Here is a 17,009-nt window from a genome sequence, read left to right as displayed (position 1 = left end):
ATTATACTCAAAAAGGATGATGTCACTATCATTGAGTTGAGACATATTTATTCTGTATCCAAAATTTTGGCAAAAATAAGTTACGGGTTACAACGATTTTCGAATCGTTCTTTCCCTGATTTTTGTGGCTTTTGCTTCTGCTTGCGACAGCAGTCCTTGTTCCTGCTTGAGAATGTCTTTAAGCGGGGCGGCAAAATACACTTTCATAAACCGCCAGATATCCCGCTGAGTCAGGCCGATATTCATCGAAGAAAAATAAAGCCCAATAAGATCTTTATCCCGCCAACGACGTGGAACGCGCGTGCGAAGCTGCGCCCGGTGCAGGTCAATTACCGAAATTTTTAACTCCTCTTCCTTACCGGAAAAAGGCAAGTGCAGCAGGAAATGACAGATATAACAGTCACGGTGGTTAATGCCCGCAGCATGCATATCGCGCACCATCGTCGCGACACGCTTAATAAGCATACGCTTTACGCGAACATCTGGAGGGTTAGTCGCCCAGTCAGCACTGTAATCTTCAAGACTTATGGTTGGTGTCAGATCTTCGGTAATAATAAATGAAGTTCTGGTCAGCGGATTCATGCCTTTTTCGCCAAATGCCACCCCATACATAGTATCAACGCCGACATCCCGCAGTCGATGAATCGCATTCCATTCGCGGTCAGCGCCTAATACTGGCATCCGCAATGAGAGTAAATTTTTGATTATCTCTTTCAGGGTCGTGCCGCGATGCCATTTGAGAAAATAGCTTTTGCCCGCCATTTCAAAGCGCAGAGTACGGCGAGTTTCCAGTTCACGAAATACCTCACCCTGCAAGGTTTTAACTTCCTCAAAAGGATCTTTGCCGCGCCATAACGTGGCAAACGGCTCTTTAAGTTCAACCATCCAGACCACCCGTTATGATATCCGCCGCTTTCTCTGGCAGACTGTATAAATCTTGTGTATCAGCATAATGTCGCGCATTTTCCGCCCAGGCCTGGCGCAATGAAGATTGCGTTAACGCTTTGCGTAAAATCTCATTCAATGTTTCCTGGCGGAATGGCTCAGCAATAGCCTCGCCGCAATTAGCGTCGACAATATAATGCGCATAGCCACAAACGGCTGTTGTTAGTACCGGTAATCCTGCAGTAATCGCTTCCAGCAGCACAATTCCCGCCGCTTCCTGGTAGGCAGGATGCAGTAATAAATCCGCCGCCGCCATTAATTCCGAGACATCATTGCGCCCCGAGAAAAAGTGAACATTACTGCGCACGCCGCGTTTTTCTGCCAGCGCCTCAAATTTTCGCGGTTTATCCTGCCCAACAACATATAGCAATGTGTTGTGGCGCAGCGAATCCGGTAACGAAGCAAGTGCTTCAATGGAACGATCGACACCTTTACGCGTGAAGTCTGAACCGACCTGCAACAATAAATATTGTTGTTCGGTTATTCCATTCTTCTTACGGAAGATTTCACGGCTATTGGCTGGCTGCTGGCTATATTTACGATCAGGATAAATCCCCGGTGGCAGAATATGAAAACGCTCCGCTTCAGTCTGATAATGTTTCTGGAAATCGGCGATTTGCTTATCTGTCAGCATCAGCAACTGTGTCGGCTTACCCTGTTCGAAGGTTGCCCGCTCAAAGGCGGCATAATGGCGATAACGTGACGTCAGGCGATAGAAAAAGCCTTTTTCCTGCGCTACTTTCTCGGCATAACAAACATCAGCGGCATAATAAACGTCCAGCCCCGGCATTTTGTTGAATCCAACGACTTTATCGACGGGATGTTCGCGTAAATGTTTTTGCACCCAGGCAAAATACTCCGCATTGCGCCCGTGATTGGTATGCGATTTAACCGGCACTTTGATCAGTTCAAATACATCAGGGCATTCGCCTTCCCACGACTGGGTATAAACCCGAACATGATGACCTCGGGCGGCGACTGTCTGAGCAATACGCATAAAATCACGCTGCAAACCGCCAAAGGGAAAATATTTATATAAACAAAAAGCAACGATCATAACGACGTACCTGTCGTGGAGGAGGGCAGTAATTTATCGACAGCAGCAATGACATCTGCCGCCGGAATAACCGAAAGATACATCTCATTTCGGTCACGCTGATCGCGCGTTGGCATTTCCCGGTAATCTCCCGCCCAGAATTGAATCATGTTATTTGACCAGGGACGCCAGAAAATATGATCTGTCGCACCAAACAGCGATATCAGCGGCGTATTAACTGCAGCGGCAATATGCGCCGGTGCGGAATCAACGCCAATAAACAGCTGCGCATGATCGATTAACGCACCAAGTTCCGGGAAGGTCACCTTTCCAGCCAGCGCCGTTACTGGTGGCGTCTGGCATCCCTGCGCAATTTCATTGACGCAGGCCAGATCGTCTTTATCTGGGCCGGACGTCAGAACGACTTCATAACCACGAGCATGTAAGGCATCAATCACAGCGGAAAACTTGGCGTTGTCCCAGCATTTGAAGATTTGCCGCGCCGTAGGTTGGATAACCACATAATTTTGTCCAACACCAGCGTGATCAAGTTCGCGACGCATACGTTTCCAGCTTGCAGGCGGGTAACTCATGGTTGTCTGCTTCACCAACGAATCAAGTCCCAATGGTGTCAGCACGGATAAGTTACTTTCCACCACATTTCCACCCTGCAACGGCACCAAATGGGTGAAACTTTTACGCCAAAAAGCAGACTGCCGATGATGATAATCCTGGGAAATTTTCACACGGGCATTTAATAAGCGAACCAGTATAGCAACCATCCATTGATCGGTAAGATTGACGATAAGGTCATACTCATTGGCACGTAATACCTTGATGAGATGAAAAAAGTTGGCAATTTTTTCTGAGGCTTTTGCTTTTTTATTTTTTATGCCGTAGAGCGCGTTAATCTCTGGATTTTCAGACAGGATCGGGATGGTGTCCTGATAAAGCAGCACATCGATTTTTGCGTCAGGGTAATTTTTTTTCAGCGAACTAATGACGGGAGTAGTTAATAACATATCCCCATGAAAACGCATCTTAATGAGCAAAATTCTTCGAAATGGCTTATCCACAAGTAACTCTTTTTGTTGAGATTATCCGATTAAGGTGAAGCAGAAAAAGCACGCTACCGCCCCAGGCTCAACAGCTACCTGAATACTGATACCGCACTGATATTGACGCGCTAGTGTATCACTTCTTTCGCGGCAATCCGACCCGAATGATTTTTAAGCACATTGTTGATTTTCAATAAAGAAATCAATCAAATAAAAGCATTAGTAACCATATTCTTTTACTGTTGCTCTGCGATTCCTTCCTGCACGTACTGCAGAAATCAATGAATCGCATAAAAATACAAAAAAAGTATAGATGTTCAGCAAGAATTGGCGGGTAAATTGCTATTTAAGTCAAAAACGGGAAAAGTAATGGTAAAGCCACAGCTAAATACATAGAATCCCCAGCACATCCATAAGTCAGCTATTTACTATGCTCGAATTGCTTTACACCGCCCTTCTCTACCTTATTCAGCCGCTGATCTGGATACGGCTCTGGGTGCGCGGACGTAAGGCTCCGGCCTATCGAAAACGCTGGGGTGAACGTTACGGTTTTTACCGCCATCCGCTAAAACCAGGCGGCATTATGCTGCACTCCGTCTCCGTCGGTGAAACTCTGGCGGCGATCCCGTTGGTGCGCGCGCTGCGCCATCGTTATCCTGATTTACCGATTACCGTTACAACCATGACGCCAACCGGTTCGGAGCGCGTACAATCGGCTTTCGGGAAGGATGTTCAGCACGTTTATCTGCCGTATGACCTGCCCGATGCACTCAACCGTTTCCTGAATAAAGTCGACCCTAAACTGGTGTTGATTATGGAAACCGAACTATGGCCTAACCTGATTGCGGCGCTACATAAACGTAAAATTCCGCTGGTGATCGCTAACGCGCGACTCTCTGCCCGCTCGGCCGCAGGTTATGCCAAACTGGGTAAATTCGTCCGCCGCTTGCTGCGTCGTATTACGCTGATTGCTGCGCAAAATGAAGAAGATGGTGCACGTTTTGTGGCGCTGGGCGCAAAAAATAACCAGGTAACCGTTACCGGTAGCCTGAAATTCGATATTTCTGTAACGCCGCAGTTGGCTGCTAAAGCCGTGACGCTACGCCGCCAATGGGCACCACACCGCCCGGTATGGATTGCCACCAGCACTCACGAAGGTGAAGAGAGCGTGGTCATTGCCGCACATCAGGCATTGTTACAGCAATTCCCGAATTTATTGCTCATCCTGGTACCCCGTCATCCAGAACGCTTCCCGGATGCGATTAACCTTGTCCGCCAGGCTGGACTAAGCTATATCACACGCTCTTCAGGGGAAGTCCCCTCCACCAGCACGCAGGTTGTAGTTGGCGATACGATGGGCGAGTTGATGTTACTGTACGGCATTGCCGATCTCGCCTTTGTTGGCGGTTCACTGGTTGAACGTGGTGGGCATAATCCGCTGGAAGCTGCCGCACACGCTATTCCGGTATTGATGGGGCCGCATACTTTTAACTTTAAAGACATTTGCGCGCGGCTGGAGCAGGCAAGCGGGCTGATTACCGTTACCGATGCCACTACGCTTGCAAAAGAGGTGTCCTCTTTACTCACCGACGCCGATTACCGTAGTTTCTATGGCCGTCATGCCGTTGAAGTACTGTATCAAAACCAGGGCGCGCTACAGCGTCTGCTTCAACTGCTGGAACCTTACCTGCCACCGAAAACGCATTGAGGTTGTTATGCAAAAACGGGCGATTTATCCGGGTACTTTCGATCCCATTACCAATGGTCATATCGATATCGTGACGCGCGCCACGCAGATGTTCGATCACGTTATTCTGGCGATTGCCGCCAGCCCCAGTAAAAAACCGATGTTTACCCTGGAAGAGCGTGTGGCACTGGCACAGCAGGCAACCGCGCATCTGGGGAACGTGGAAGTGGTCGGGTTTAGTGATTTGATGGCGAACTTCGCCCGTAATCAACACGCTACGGTGCTGATTCGTGGCCTGCGTGCGGTGGCGGATTTTGAATATGAAATGCAGCTGGCGCATATGAATCGCCACTTAATGCCGGAACTGGAAAGTGTGTTTCTGATGCCGTCGAAAGAGTGGTCGTTTATCTCTTCATCGTTGGTGAAAGAGGTGGCACGCCATCAGGGCGATGTCACCCATTTCCTGCCGGAGAATGTCCATCAGGCGCTGATGGCGAAGTTAGCGTAGCGTTTATGCCGGATGGTATGCCATCCGGCGCGCATGAATTACTTCTGGCACTGCCGACAATAAAACGTTGCCCGCTGCGCATGTTTAGTCGCCACAATCGGCGTACCGCACACCCGACACGGCTCACCTTTTCGCCCGTAAACCTGCAATTCCTGAGCGAAATAGCCCGGTTTACCATCACTTTGCAGAAAATCTTTCAGCGTTGTACCACCCTGCTCAATCGAACGCAGCAACACCGCTTTAATCACCCGAGCTAACAATTCACACTCTGCCAGCGACAGTGATGACGCCAGCCGATCCGGATGGATCCCCGCCGCAAACAGTGATTCGCTGGCATAGATATTCCCTACCCCTACCACCAGCTTGTTATCCATCAGCCACGGTTTAATCGCCGTTTTTTTCTTCGCGCACTTCTGATGCAGATACTCACCATTGAAATCGTCGCTAAGCGGCTCCGGTCCAAGATGAGCCAGCACGTTGTGCCCTTCCAGCTCTTTGGTCCACAGCCAGGCACCAAAGCGGCGCGGATCGGTGTAGCGCAGCACTTTGCCGTTGCTCATCACCAAATCCACATGGTCATGCTTTTCAGGGGGAAGTTCTTCTGGAAGGATGCGCAGGCTGCCAGACATCCCTAAATGAATGATAATCCAGCCCTCAGGCAGCTCCAGCAGCAGATATTTAGCCCGCCGCTGCACGCTAAGCACTGGTTGGTCGCTTAAACGGTAGATCTCTTCTGAAACCGGCCAGCGCAAGCGTCCGTTGCGCACCACTGCATGAAGAATGGTTGCACCAACGAGATGCGGTTCTATGCCGCGGCGGCTGGTTTCAACTTCGGGTAATTCAGGCATAGCATCTCCAGGAATGAACAGATGCAGTCAATATGGGGGCAAGCAGATAACAAAAAACCCCGCCGGAGCGAGGTTTTTTGTTACATCAAAGCGAGAATTATTTGATTTTCGCTTCTTTGTAGATCACGTGCTGGCGAACAACTGGATCGAATTTTTTCAGTTCCAGTTTTTCCGGCTTAGTACGTTTGTTCTTCGTAGTGGTATAGAAGTGACCAGTACCAGCAGAAGAAACCAGCTTGATTTTCTCACGAATACCTTTAGCCATGATTTATTTCCTCTAAGTACTTAGTACTTTTCGCCACGGGCACGCAGTTCAGCCAGAACTGTATCGATGCCTTTTTTATCGATTACACGCATACCTTTAGCAGATACGCGCAGGGTGACAAAACGCTTCTCGCTCTCAACCCAGAAACGGTGAGAGTGCAGGTTCGGCAGGAAACGGCGTTTAGTCGCGTTCAGTGCGTGGGAACGGTTGTTACCGGTCACCGGACGCTTGCCAGTAACTTGGCAGACTCGGGACATGTCTATTCTCCAAAAATCAAATTAGCTCGAGCTTCGTATGGGGTATTGGCGCCTCGTCAGGCTTTACAGCCCGGTCATCGCAGTTCTATGTGAACTCTCGATTGCCAGGCCCAAATGCCAAACCCGAGATTCTCAAAGGTGGCGTAGTATACGCTGACTCAGCGATGTGCTCAAGTCCCGAACAGACAAAGATCCCGAAGGATCGCGCATAGCGGGTTAAATCCAGCCGCGTTCGGCAAAAGAAACATACTCTCCACGCCCAATCACGATATGGTCGAGCACGCGTAAATCCATGAACTGACAACTCTTTATTATCCGTTCAGTAATGAGTTTATCCGCTTTACTGGGTTCAGCACAACCCGAAGGGTGATTATGTGCAAGGATCAGCGCCGAGGCGTTTATTTTTATCGCTTCGCGGATAATTTCCCGAGGATGGACTTCAACATGGTTTAGCGTGCCGGAAAAAAGACGGCTATGCGTTATAACCCGGTGTTGGGAGTCGAGAAAGATCACCATAAAGATCTCCCGCTCCTCACCCGTGAGCTGGCTTTGTAAAAATTCCCTCGTCATCTCCGGGCTGAGTAAAGGGCTTTCTTCACGCATCCGCACGTTGTAGTAACGCCGCGCCAGTTCAGCAATCCCCTTTAACTGGGCAAATTTCGCCACGCCAATTCCATGAACGCCACTAAATTGTTCATATTCAGAGGTTAACAAGCCATAAAGAGAGCCGAAATTCTCCAGCATCTCTTTTGCCAGGGTTAATACATCTTTACCGCGCGTTCCGGTACGCAGAAATAGCGCCAGCAGCTCGACATCCGTTAAGGCGCTAATACCAAACTTCAGCATTTTTTCGCGCGGCATCAACAGCTGTGAATTGTTTTTCACCTTCACCTCCTTTGTGGTGCTCGCATCCTGTCATAGCCGTTCCGTTAAATCGACGGCCAGTTTTCAATCCTGGAAAGCGCCTCGCAAAGTGATTCTCAGGTGAAGGCACGACAACAAAAGTATTGTGATAAAATCGCCAACTTCTGGTGTCACCCAACAGGAAAAATCATCATGAGCCTGGCCGGTAAAAAAATCGTTCTCGGCGTTAGCGGCGGTATTGCTGCCTATAAAACCCCTGAACTGGTGCGTCGTTTGCGCGATCGCGGGGCCGACGTCCGCGTAGCCATGACCGAAGCGGCAAAAGCCTTTATCACCCCACTTAGCTTGCAGGCGGTTTCTGGTTATCCCGTTTCCGACAGTCTGCTGGACCCGGCAGCCGAAGCCGCTATGGGCCATATTGAGCTGGGTAAATGGGCTGATTTAGTGATTCTCGCCCCTGCCACGGCAGATTTGATTGCCCGTGTTGCTGCCGGAATGGCGAATGACCTGGTATCGACGATTTGTCTGGCTACACCTGCGCCTGTAGCCGTGCTCCCCGCCATGAACCAGCAGATGTACCGTGCCGCTGCCACGCAGCATAATTTAGAGGTGCTTGCTTCCCGTGGTTTGCTCATCTGGGGGCCAGACAGTGGCAGTCAGGCTTGTGGTGATATCGGTCCTGGGCGAATGCTCGATCCGTTAACCATTGTGGATATGGCGGTAGCGCATTTTTCGCCCGTCAACGACCTGAAACATCTGAACATTATGATTACCGCCGGCCCGACGCGTGAACCGCTCGATCCCGTGCGTTATATCTCTAATCACAGCTCCGGCAAGATGGGTTTTGCTATCGCCGCCGCCGCTGCCCGTCGTGGCGCGAACGTCACGCTGGTATCAGGTCCGGTTTCACTACCGACGCCACCGTTTGTTAAACGTGTTGATGTGATGACCGCGCTGGAAATGGAAGCCGCCGTGAATGCTTCTGTACAGCAGCAAAATATTTTTATCGGCTGCGCCGCCGTGGCGGATTATCGCGCAGCTACCGTGGCCCCAGAGAAAATCAAAAAGCAGGCCACGCAGGGTGATGAATTAACAATAAAAATGGTTAAAAACCCCGATATCGTCGCAGGCGTTGCCGCACTAAAAGACCATCGACCCTACGTCGTTGGATTTGCCGCCGAAACAAATAATGTGGAAGAATACGCCCGGCAAAAACGTATCCGTAAAAACCTTGATCTGATCTGCGCGAACGATGTTTCCCAGCCAACTCAAGGATTTAACAGCGACAACAACGCATTACACCTTTTCTGGCAGGACGGAGATAAAGTCTTACCGCTTGAGCGCAAAGAACTCCTTGGCCAATTATTACTCGACGAGATCGTGACCCGTTATGATGAAAAAAATCGACGTTAAGATTCTGGACCCGCGCGTTGGGAAGGAATTTCCGCTCCCGACTTATGCCACCTCTGGCTCTGCCGGACTTGACCTGCGTGCCTGTCTCGACGACGCCGTAGAACTGGCTCCGGGTGACACTACGCTGGTTCCGACCGGGCTGGCGATTCATATTGCCGATCCTTCACTGGCGGCAATGATGCTGCCGCGCTCCGGATTGGGACATAAGCACGGTATCGTGCTTGGTAACCTGGTAGGATTGATCGATTCCGACTATCAGGGCCAGTTGATGATTTCCGTGTGGAACCGTGGTCAGGACAGCTTCACCATTCAACCTGGCGAACGCATCGCCCAGATGATTTTTGTTCCGGTAGTACAGGCTGAATTTAATCTGGTGGAAGATTTCGACGCCACCGACCGCGGTGAAGGCGGCTTTGGTCACTCTGGTCGTCAGTAACACATACGCATCCGAATAACGTCATAACATAGCCGCAAACATTTCGTTTGCGGTCATAGCGTGGGTGCCGCCTGGCAAGTGCTTATTTTCAGGGGTATTTTGTAACATGGCAGAAAAACAAACTGCGAAAAGGAACCGTCGCGAGGAAATACTTCAGTCTCTGGCGCTGATGCTGGAATCCAGCGATGGAAGCCAACGTATCACGACGGCAAAACTGGCCGCCTCTGTCGGCGTTTCCGAAGCGGCACTGTATCGCCACTTCCCCAGTAAGACCCGCATGTTCGATAGCCTGATTGAGTTTATCGAAGATAGCCTGATTACTCGCATCAACCTGATTCTGAAAGATGAGAAAGACACCACAGCGCGCCTGCGTCTGATTGTGTTGCTGCTTCTCGGTTTTGGTGAGCGTAATCCTGGCCTGACCCGCATCCTCACTGGTCATGCGCTGATGTTTGAACAGGATCGCCTGCAAGGGCGTATCAACCAGCTGTTCGAGCGTATTGAAGCGCAGCTGCGCCAGGTATTGCGTGAAAAGAGAATGCGTGAGGGTGAAGGTTACACCACCGATGAAACCCTGCTGGCAAGCCAGATCCTGGCCTTCTGTGAAGGTATGCTGTCACGTTTTGTCCGCAGCGAATTTAAATACCGCCCGACGGATGATTTTGACGCCCGCTGGCCGCTAATTGCCGCGCAGTTGCAGTAATATGACGCCGGATGACTTTTCATCCGGCGAGTTTCTTTAAACGCCAAACTCTTCGCGATAGGCCTTAACCGCCGCCAGATGTTCCGCCATTTCCGGCTTCTCTTCCAGATAGGCAATCAGATCTTTCAGGGTGATGATAGAGATCACTTTGCAGTTGTAATCACGCTCAACTTCCTGAATCGCCGAAATCTCGCCGCGCCCCCGTTCCTGACGATCAAGCGAAATCAATACGCCAGCAAGCGTCGCGCCATTAGCCTGAATAATCTCCATCGATTCGCGAATCGCCGTTCCGGCGGTGATCACATCATCTACCAGCATTACGCGTCCTTGTAACGCGCTACCAACCAGATTGCCGCCTTCACCGTGGTCTTTTGCCTCTTTGCGGTTAAAGCAGTACGGCAGGTCAAGGTCATGATGCTCCGCCAGCGCCACGGCGGTAGTGGTCGCAATCGGGATCCCTTTGTAAGCAGGGCCAAACAGCAGATCGAACTCAATGCCAGAATCCACCAATGCTTCAGCGTAAAAACGGCCTAACAGTGCCAGGTCGCGCCCGGTATTAAACAGCCCGGCGTTGAAGAAATAGGGGCTTTTGCGCCCGGATTTCAGCGTAAACTCGCCAAACTTTAACACCTGCTTGCTAAGCGCAAATTCAATAAACTGGCGCTGATATGGTTTCATGCCTTCGCTCCTCATCTTACTTTTCTACAGACAAAAAAAAGGCGACTCATCAGTCGCCTTAAAAATCAGTTTGCCAGCGCCGCCTTCTGCGTCGCTACAATGGATTCGATTCCCCCTCGGGCCAGCGCCAACAAGGTGAGTAGCTCTTCATGGGTGAACGGCTCGCCTTCTGCCGTCCCCTGCACTTCAATGATGCGCCCGTCTTCGGTCATCACTACGTTCATGTCGGTCTCTGCGGCTGAGTCTTCAACGTATTCCAGATCGCAAATTGCTTCACCGTTTACAATACCGACAGAAACTGCGGCTACCATCCCTTTCATCGGGTTGGTTTTCAGCTTGCCGTTTTCCACCAGCTTCTGTAGCGCATCTGCCAGCGCCACGCAGGCACCCGTAATCGACGCGGTACGCGTGCCACCATCAGCCTGAAGCACGTCGCAGTCCAGCGTAATGGTGAACTCACCCAGCGCTTTCAAATCTACTGCCGCGCGAAGAGCACGGGCGATCAGACGCTGGATTTCCATTGTGCGTCCACCCTGCTTACCTTTCGCCGCTTCACGAGCGTTACGGGTGTGGGTAGAACGTGGCAGCATGCCGTACTCTGCGGTGATCCAGCCCTGGCCCTGACCTTTCAGGAAGCGCGGCACGCCTTCTTCAATAGAGGCGGTACACAACACTTTGGTATCGCCAAATTCGACCAGCACCGAGCCTTCTGCATGTTTTGTATAGTTACGAGTCAGGGTAACGGGACGCACCTGATTATTGCTACGGCCTGCTGGACGCATATTGAAATCTCCGGCTTGAAACAAATGTGGCTGCGCATTATACGGACTTCCGGCGGTTATTCCTATCCTGACAAGGCATCGATGGCTATAATCCTTCCACCTCTCCTTTTATAAACAGGAACGTCTATGATCCGCAGTATGACCGCCTACGCCCGGCGTGAAATCAAGGGTGAATGGGGGAGCGCAACCTGGGAAATGCGCTCGGTAAACCAGCGTTATCTGGAAACTTACTTTCGTCTGCCGGAGCAGTTCCGTAGCCTTGAACCTGTCGTTCGCGAGCGTATTCGTTCTCGCCTGACGCGCGGTAAAGTGGAATGTACCCTGCGCTATGAGCCAGATGTTAGCGCGCAAGGTGAGCTGATCCTCAACGAAAAACTGGCTAAACAGCTGGTAACTGCCGCGAACTGGGTAAAAATGCAGAGTGACGAAGGGGAAATCAACCCGGTTGATATTCTACGCTGGCCGGGCGTGATGGCAGCCCAGGAGCAGGATCTTGACGCCATTGCCGCTGAAATTCTCGCGGCGCTGGATGGTACGCTGGACGACTTTATTGTCGCGCGCGAAACCGAAGGTCAGGCACTGAAAGCATTGATCGAGCAGCGTCTGGAAGGCGTCACCGCCGAAGTGGTCAAAGTCCGCGCCCATATGCCGGAAATCCTGCAATGGCAGCGTGAGCGTCTGGTCGCGAAGCTGGAAGATGCTCAGGTTCAGTTGGAAAACAACCGTCTGGAGCAGGAGCTGGTTCTGCTGGCACAACGAATTGACGTTGCCGAAGAACTGGACCGCCTGGAAGCGCATGTCAAAGAGACCTACAACATTCTGAAGAAAAAAGAAGCCGTTGGTCGTCGTCTGGACTTTATGATGCAGGAATTCAACCGCGAGTCGAACACTCTTGCGTCGAAGTCTATCAATGCCGAAGTGACAAACTCCGCGATTGAGCTGAAAGTGTTGATTGAGCAGATGCGCGAGCAGATTCAGAACATTGAATAACTCGTAACGCCAATTCTTACTTTTCAGCCTTCACAAATGCCGCCCACTCAAACAGAGCGGCATTTTTCTTCCCCGCAACTTCAATTCTGTTTTGCGTGCCTGCTCCAGATTTTGCGATGTTTTTTTGCCCAGCACACTGAGAACGTGAGATACTCACAACTGTATATAAATACAGTTACAGATTTACTTTCTTTGCAATCGATATCACATGGAGTGGGCAATGAACGAACATCATCAACCTTTTGAAGAAATACGGCATTATGGCACTGAAGGGCAAGAATTTTGGTCAGCTAGAGAATTGGCACCGTTACTGGATTATCGGGACTGGCGCAATTTTCAAAAGGTACTGGCCCGCGCGACTCAAGCGTGCGAAGCCAGCAATCAAGCTGCATCTGACCATTTCGTTGAAACCACCAAAATGGTTGTATTAGGTTCAGGGGCTCAACGAGAACTTGAAGATGTTCATCTCTCCCGCTATGCCTGTTACCTGGTAGTACAAAACGGCGACCCTGCGAAACCGGTTATTGCGGCAGGGCAAACTTATTTTGCTATCCAGACCCGACGGCAGGAGCTGGCTGACGATGAAGCTTTCAGGCAACTTCGTGAAGACGAAAAGCGTCTTTTTCTGAGAAATGAATTGAAAGAACATAACAAACAATTGGTTGAGGCAGCGCAGCAAGCTGGGGTAGCGACAGCTATCGATTTCGCCATATTTCAGAATCATGGTTACCGGGGGCTGTATGGTGGATTAGATCAGAAAGCCATCCATCAGCGGAAGGGGCTGAAAAAGAGTCAGAAGATCCTGGATCATATGGGTTCAACAGAACTGGCGGCTAATCTCTTTCGAGCTACCCAAACAGAAGAAAAACTCAAGCGGGATGGCGTGAATTCAAAACAGCAAGCTAATACCACACACTTTGACGTGGGTAGCAAGGTGAGGCAAACCATTCAGGAACTTGGCGGAACCATGCCTGAGGAGTTGCCGACCCCGCAGGTCAGCATCAAGCAGTTGGAAAACAGTGTAAAAATTACAGAGAAGAAATAGCAGAAACTAAAAACTCTTTTTGTTGATTGAGATACCCGATGCGTAAGCCAAAGTCCAGGTGCGGTGAACACAATGGCTAAACATTGCACCTTTCTTTTCCACCCCTCAATTTTAACCTATTTTTTCTTATGCATTTTCTCAGACAAGAAGTCAGAAGAATGCATCTACGCTACAGAAAATAGCGATTTCACATAACTACAAGTTATCAATTTCCTCTCACCTTAAAAAATCTCAATCGTGACAATACGCACAAATCGCTACCCTGCCAGACAGATTTTTAGGGAGAGAACCATGCTGTTACACATTTTGTATTTGGTTGGCATTACTGCCGAAGCCATGACGGGGGCTCTGGCGGCCGGGCGACGCCGCATGGATACATTTGGCGTAATTATTATTGCGACCGCCACCGCAATTGGCGGAGGGTCAGTGCGCGATATTCTGCTGGGCCACTATCCGCTCGGCTGGGTCAAACACCCGGAATATGTGATTATCGTCGCTACCGCCGCAGTACTCACCACTATCGTTGCTCCTGTAATGCCTTACCTGCGCAAAGTGTTTCTGGTGCTCGATGCGCTTGGACTGGTGGTCTTTTCTATCATCGGCGCACAGGTTGCACTGGATATGGGGCACGGCCCAATTATTGCCGTTGTCGCGGCGGTAACCACCGGCGTGTTTGGCGGCGTTTTGCGCGATATGTTCTGTAAACGTATCCCACTGGTATTCCAGAAAGAGTTGTATGCCGGTGTCTCATTTGCCTCCGCCGTGCTGTACATCGCGCTGCAACACTATGTTTCTAACCATGATGTGGTAATTATCTCCACCCTGGTATTCGGCTTTTTTGCCCGCTTACTGGCGCTACGCCTTAAGCTGGGATTACCGGTCTTTTACTACAGCCACGAAGGACACTAAGGTTCAAAACCTGTGATCTGCTGGGCAGCCAGCCAACTGCCCAGCTTCTTGATTTGCGCATTTTCCTTCCATTCAATAACCTGTCTGGCGCGCCCCGATCCAGTCCCCGGCAGCTGCTGCCAGAACTGCTCCGTGCTAAATAAAAGTTGCGACCAGGACCGTTCATCACTGGCATTAAGCGCCGCCCGGGTTAGCGGTATTCCCATTGCCATCACCCAGCGAGTAAAAGGCTGCTTACGAGCCAGATTAAACCGATGCCATAGCTGCGCACTTTTACTTTTCGCGATCCCCGGCGTGTTCTGTAATTGCTCTGGCGTTAATAAAAGCCAGGAAAAGATATGCTCAAAGCGATGAGTCTGATGCAGCGCGCGCCAGCCGGCCTCACCAATACCATCCAGCCCCAGAACCTGTTTTGACCCCAGCCAGACTAAGCGTGAAATGAACTGTTCCTGACAAACATCAGAAGCAAAGTAGCAGGTCAACGAGTTAAAGCGGTTTTCTGGTGGTGTCGGTTTTGTACGTTCTGCACCGCGCCAGACCACATCATCAATGCGAGGAATACCCTGACCGGCAAGGCTGACGAGGATCTGATCACCAGGCGCAATATCCCACTCCTGCCAGCGCCTGACGGAACCAATATTCACCCGCTGGACTTTTTTATCATCCAGCATGACAGGTGCGAGTGACGCAACCACCGATATTTTACCGCTCTTACCCACCGCAAACTGAATCGCCTTCACTTCGGCAACCTGAGCTACAGGTTGATATTTCCAGGCCACCAGCCATTCTGCCTGGCCTGGTAGCCAATGGCGGGATTCGGGTTCTTTCGCCCCTCGCACAACCACGCCATCGGTGACGAAGGGTAATTTCGCTTTCCACCACTCATTGCGTACGCGCGCAACCTCATCAGCATTTTTAACCGCACGGGTATACCTCTGCGTTAGAGTAAAACCTGCGGTAGCCAGCTCCTTTAAACGATCGGTCATTAACTGCGGTCCATCCGGCCATGCCCAGACAAAAACGCCCAGAGAATTCAGCGTGTCGCTATCGTCCTGGCGCATCATCAGGCCAGCAACTTTTGCGCGGGCATTTATTCCCCCCATTTGTTGTTGGATATGCCCCTCGCGCTGGAGAAATATTTCCCCCTGAAGCGTACTGTTGGCTAAAGGCCCGCTAACGGTTTGCGGCACAGCGGAAATTAAGCTAACTTTCTGCGTCCAGTCCTCGCCTTTCAGGCCATTACCGCGACTGATTGCTTTGTTCAGTTTCCCGTCCCGATAAACCAGGGTTACCGCAACGCCATCAACTTTTGGCTGCACCCAAAGATCGCTACGTTCTCGCATCCACAGACTTAATGCGTTTTTATCCACCATTTTGCGTACACCCGTATGGGCAACCGGATGCATAACCGCACCATTTAAAGGCGGCATCATCACGTCGCGGGGCTCGCTCCCAAAGCAGCGTTGCCACTGCGTAAGACGGGCGCTTAACTGATCGTAAACACCGTCTTCCACCTCACTTTTTCCTTCCTTCCAGTAGTCATCGTCCCACTGTTTTATTTGCTGTTGCAGGCGGGAAATTTCTTCCTGTGCTCTGGCTGGCGACCAGGCCGGACAGACCGCCCACACAGATGATTGCCAGCACAAGATACTTATTAATATCGCCATCCATACTTTCATCATCACCTCCGCTGTAGGTAGTCAGGCAGATATACAACGTGATGAAAGCAAAGCCGAGTGGCAAAAACGGAGTCTGCGAGGACGCTTCCTGAAAATCGTCTTTATTGCAGTGAATGACAGGCAAATGCGGAAGCAGCTACGCAAAACGCAACAACTTTGCGCAAAAAGTGTGAGCAAGGGCTACGTCACATGGCCGCGCCGTGTATAATAAGCTCGTATGTAGGCTTTATTTCGCTAATCACATACGAAAGATACTCATGGCTCAAGGCACGCTTTATATTGTTTCTGCCCCCAGTGGCGCGGGTAAATCCAGCCTGATTCAGGCTTTATTAAAAACCCAACCGTTGTATGACACCCAGGTTTCTGTTTCACACACCACACGCCAACCGCGTCCTGGTGAAGTCCACGGTGAACATTATTTCTTTGTTAATCATGATGAATTTAAAGAAATGATTAGCAGAGATGCGTTCCTCGAACACGCAGAAGTTTTTGGTAATTACTATGGCACTTCGCGTGAGGCCATTGAGCAAGTACTGGCGACCGGTGTCGATGTTTTTCTCGATATCGACTGGCAGGGCGCGCAGCAAATTCGCCAGAAAATGCCGCACGCGCGGAGTATCTTTATTTTACCGCCGTCCAAAATTGAACTGGACCGCCGTCTACGCGGTCGCGGTCAGGACAGCGAAGAGGTCATTGCAAAGCGTATGGCGCAAGCTGTTGCAGAAATGAGCCATTACGCCGAATATGATTATCTGATTGTGAATGATGACTTCGATACCGCGTTGACCGATTTGAAGACCATTATTCGCGCCGAACGTCTGCGCATGAGCCGCCAAAAGCAGCGTCATGACGCTTTAATCAGCAAATTGTTGGCAGACTGAACCTGATTTCAGTATCATGCCCAGT

General features: G+C 50.5%; 19 protein-coding genes. 9 read left to right on the top strand and 10 right to left on the bottom strand.

What is annotated here, in order from left to right; translation table 11 throughout:
- Positions 1 to 87: 87 nt before the first annotated feature.
- The 3 genes from rfaP to rfaQ are packed head-to-tail and all read right to left on the bottom strand — an operon-like array spanning position 88 to position 3,057.
- Complete coding sequence (gene rfaP / locus E0D98_RS07680; RefSeq protein ID WP_001298957.1) at positions 88 to 885, bottom strand: lipopolysaccharide core heptose(I) kinase RfaP; 798 nt, start codon at positions 883 to 885, stop codon at positions 88 to 90.
- On the bottom strand, positions 878 to 2,002 hold the full coding sequence (locus tag E0D98_RS07675; protein ID WP_000634246.1) for a glycosyltransferase family 4 protein: 1,125 nt from the start codon (positions 2,000 to 2,002) through the stop codon (positions 878 to 880). Before E0D98_RS07675 ends, rfaP begins: the two co-directional genes overlap by 8 nt.
- Entirely contained in the window at positions 1,999 to 3,057 is a 1,059-nt protein-coding gene (gene rfaQ / locus E0D98_RS07670; protein WP_024227764.1) for a lipopolysaccharide core heptosyltransferase RfaQ, read from the bottom strand. Before rfaQ ends, E0D98_RS07675 begins: the two co-directional genes overlap by 4 nt.
- A gap of 412 nt (positions 3,058 to 3,469) precedes the next feature.
- Between rfaQ and waaA the strand changes: the two genes are divergently transcribed.
- Both waaA and coaD read left to right on the top strand, forming a co-directional pair.
- The gene (gene waaA / locus E0D98_RS07665; protein ID WP_000891564.1) at positions 3,470 to 4,747 is read left to right on the top strand and encodes a lipid IV(A) 3-deoxy-D-manno-octulosonic acid transferase; all 1,278 of its coding nucleotides are present in this window, start codon (positions 3,470 to 3,472) and stop codon (positions 4,745 to 4,747) included.
- Positions 4,748 to 4,754: 7 nt separating this feature from the next.
- On the top strand, positions 4,755 to 5,234 hold the full coding sequence (coaD, locus tag E0D98_RS07660; protein WP_001171866.1) for a pantetheine-phosphate adenylyltransferase: 480 nt from the start codon (positions 4,755 to 4,757) through the stop codon (positions 5,232 to 5,234).
- Between the two features lie 38 nt (positions 5,235 to 5,272).
- Here coaD and mutM read toward each other — a convergent pair whose 3' ends face one another.
- The 4 genes from mutM to radC form a co-directional block, all read right to left on the bottom strand.
- The gene (gene mutM / locus E0D98_RS07655; RefSeq protein ID WP_001114533.1) at positions 5,273 to 6,082 is read right to left on the bottom strand and encodes a bifunctional DNA-formamidopyrimidine glycosylase/DNA-(apurinic or apyrimidinic site) lyase; all 810 of its coding nucleotides are present in this window, start codon (positions 6,080 to 6,082) and stop codon (positions 5,273 to 5,275) included.
- A gap of 97 nt (positions 6,083 to 6,179) precedes the next feature.
- Positions 6,180 to 6,347 carry a 50S ribosomal protein L33 gene (gene rpmG, locus E0D98_RS07650; RefSeq protein ID WP_001051798.1) on the bottom strand — a complete coding sequence of 56 codons (168 nt, stop codon included), beginning with the start codon at positions 6,345 to 6,347 and terminating at the stop codon, positions 6,180 to 6,182.
- 20 nt (positions 6,348 to 6,367) lie between these two features.
- A complete protein-coding gene (gene rpmB, locus E0D98_RS07645) occupies positions 6,368 to 6,604 on the bottom strand; it encodes a 50S ribosomal protein L28 (protein WP_000091955.1) in 237 nt (78 codons plus the stop codon).
- Between the two features lie 216 nt (positions 6,605 to 6,820).
- Complete coding sequence (gene radC, locus E0D98_RS07640) at positions 6,821 to 7,489, bottom strand: DNA repair protein RadC (RefSeq protein ID WP_001298959.1); 669 nt, start codon at positions 7,487 to 7,489, stop codon at positions 6,821 to 6,823.
- 171 nt (positions 7,490 to 7,660) lie between these two features.
- Here radC and coaBC point away from each other — a divergent pair, with 171 nt between their 5' ends.
- From coaBC to slmA, 3 genes are all read left to right on the top strand, one after another.
- Positions 7,661 to 8,881, top strand: a complete 1,221-nt coding sequence (gene coaBC, locus E0D98_RS07635; protein WP_000050139.1) for a bifunctional phosphopantothenoylcysteine decarboxylase/phosphopantothenate--cysteine ligase CoaBC — start codon at positions 7,661 to 7,663, stop codon at positions 8,879 to 8,881.
- Entirely contained in the window at positions 8,859 to 9,317 is a 459-nt protein-coding gene (gene dut, locus E0D98_RS07630) for a dUTP diphosphatase (protein ID WP_000976070.1), read from the top strand. Before coaBC ends, dut begins: the two co-directional genes overlap by 23 nt.
- A gap of 106 nt (positions 9,318 to 9,423) precedes the next feature.
- Positions 9,424 to 10,020 (top strand): nucleoid occlusion factor SlmA, encoded by a 597-nt coding sequence (gene slmA, locus E0D98_RS07625; protein WP_000818601.1) that lies wholly within the window; start codon positions 9,424 to 9,426, stop codon positions 10,018 to 10,020.
- A 36-nt stretch (positions 10,021 to 10,056) separates the two neighbouring features.
- Here slmA and pyrE read toward each other — a convergent pair whose 3' ends face one another.
- Both pyrE and rph read right to left on the bottom strand, forming a co-directional pair.
- Complete coding sequence (gene pyrE, locus E0D98_RS07620) at positions 10,057 to 10,698, bottom strand: orotate phosphoribosyltransferase (protein WP_000806177.1); 642 nt, start codon at positions 10,696 to 10,698, stop codon at positions 10,057 to 10,059.
- Between the two features lie 65 nt (positions 10,699 to 10,763).
- Entirely contained in the window at positions 10,764 to 11,480 is a 717-nt protein-coding gene (rph, locus tag E0D98_RS07615; RefSeq protein ID WP_001247089.1) for a ribonuclease PH, read from the bottom strand.
- 126 nt (positions 11,481 to 11,606) lie between these two features.
- Here rph and E0D98_RS07610 point away from each other — a divergent pair, with 126 nt between their 5' ends.
- The 3 genes from E0D98_RS07610 to E0D98_RS07600 all read left to right on the top strand — a co-directional run bounded on the left by E0D98_RS07610 (position 11,607) and on the right by E0D98_RS07600 (position 14,424).
- Complete coding sequence (locus E0D98_RS07610) at positions 11,607 to 12,470, top strand: YicC/YloC family endoribonuclease (RefSeq protein WP_000621336.1); 864 nt, start codon at positions 11,607 to 11,609, stop codon at positions 12,468 to 12,470.
- A 220-nt stretch (positions 12,471 to 12,690) separates the two neighbouring features.
- Complete coding sequence (gene dinD / locus E0D98_RS07605) at positions 12,691 to 13,515, top strand: DNA damage-inducible protein D (RefSeq protein ID WP_001297374.1); 825 nt, start codon at positions 12,691 to 12,693, stop codon at positions 13,513 to 13,515.
- Positions 13,516 to 13,806: 291 nt separating this feature from the next.
- On the top strand, positions 13,807 to 14,424 hold the full coding sequence (locus E0D98_RS07600) for a trimeric intracellular cation channel family protein (protein WP_000924289.1): 618 nt from the start codon (positions 13,807 to 13,809) through the stop codon (positions 14,422 to 14,424).
- Here E0D98_RS07600 and ligB read toward each other — a convergent pair.
- On the bottom strand, positions 14,421 to 16,103 hold the full coding sequence (gene ligB, locus E0D98_RS07595; RefSeq protein WP_000870053.1) for an NAD-dependent DNA ligase LigB: 1,683 nt from the start codon (positions 16,101 to 16,103) through the stop codon (positions 14,421 to 14,423). The genes E0D98_RS07600 and ligB overlap by 4 nt on opposite strands.
- Before the next feature lie 257 nt (positions 16,104 to 16,360).
- On the opposite strand from ligB, the gene gmk reads away from it, so the two are divergent.
- Entirely contained in the window at positions 16,361 to 16,984 is a 624-nt protein-coding gene (gene gmk, locus E0D98_RS07590; RefSeq protein WP_001295237.1) for a guanylate kinase, read from the top strand.
- The last annotated feature ends 25 nt before the right edge of the window (positions 16,985 to 17,009 follow it).

This window comes from Escherichia sp. KCJ4928 (assembly GCF_004352695.1).
Classification (GTDB): domain Bacteria; phylum Pseudomonadota; class Gammaproteobacteria; order Enterobacterales; family Enterobacteriaceae; genus ECMA0423.
Note: the sequence above shows the minus strand (reverse complement) of the source record. Positions and strands in the feature narration are given on the sequence as shown.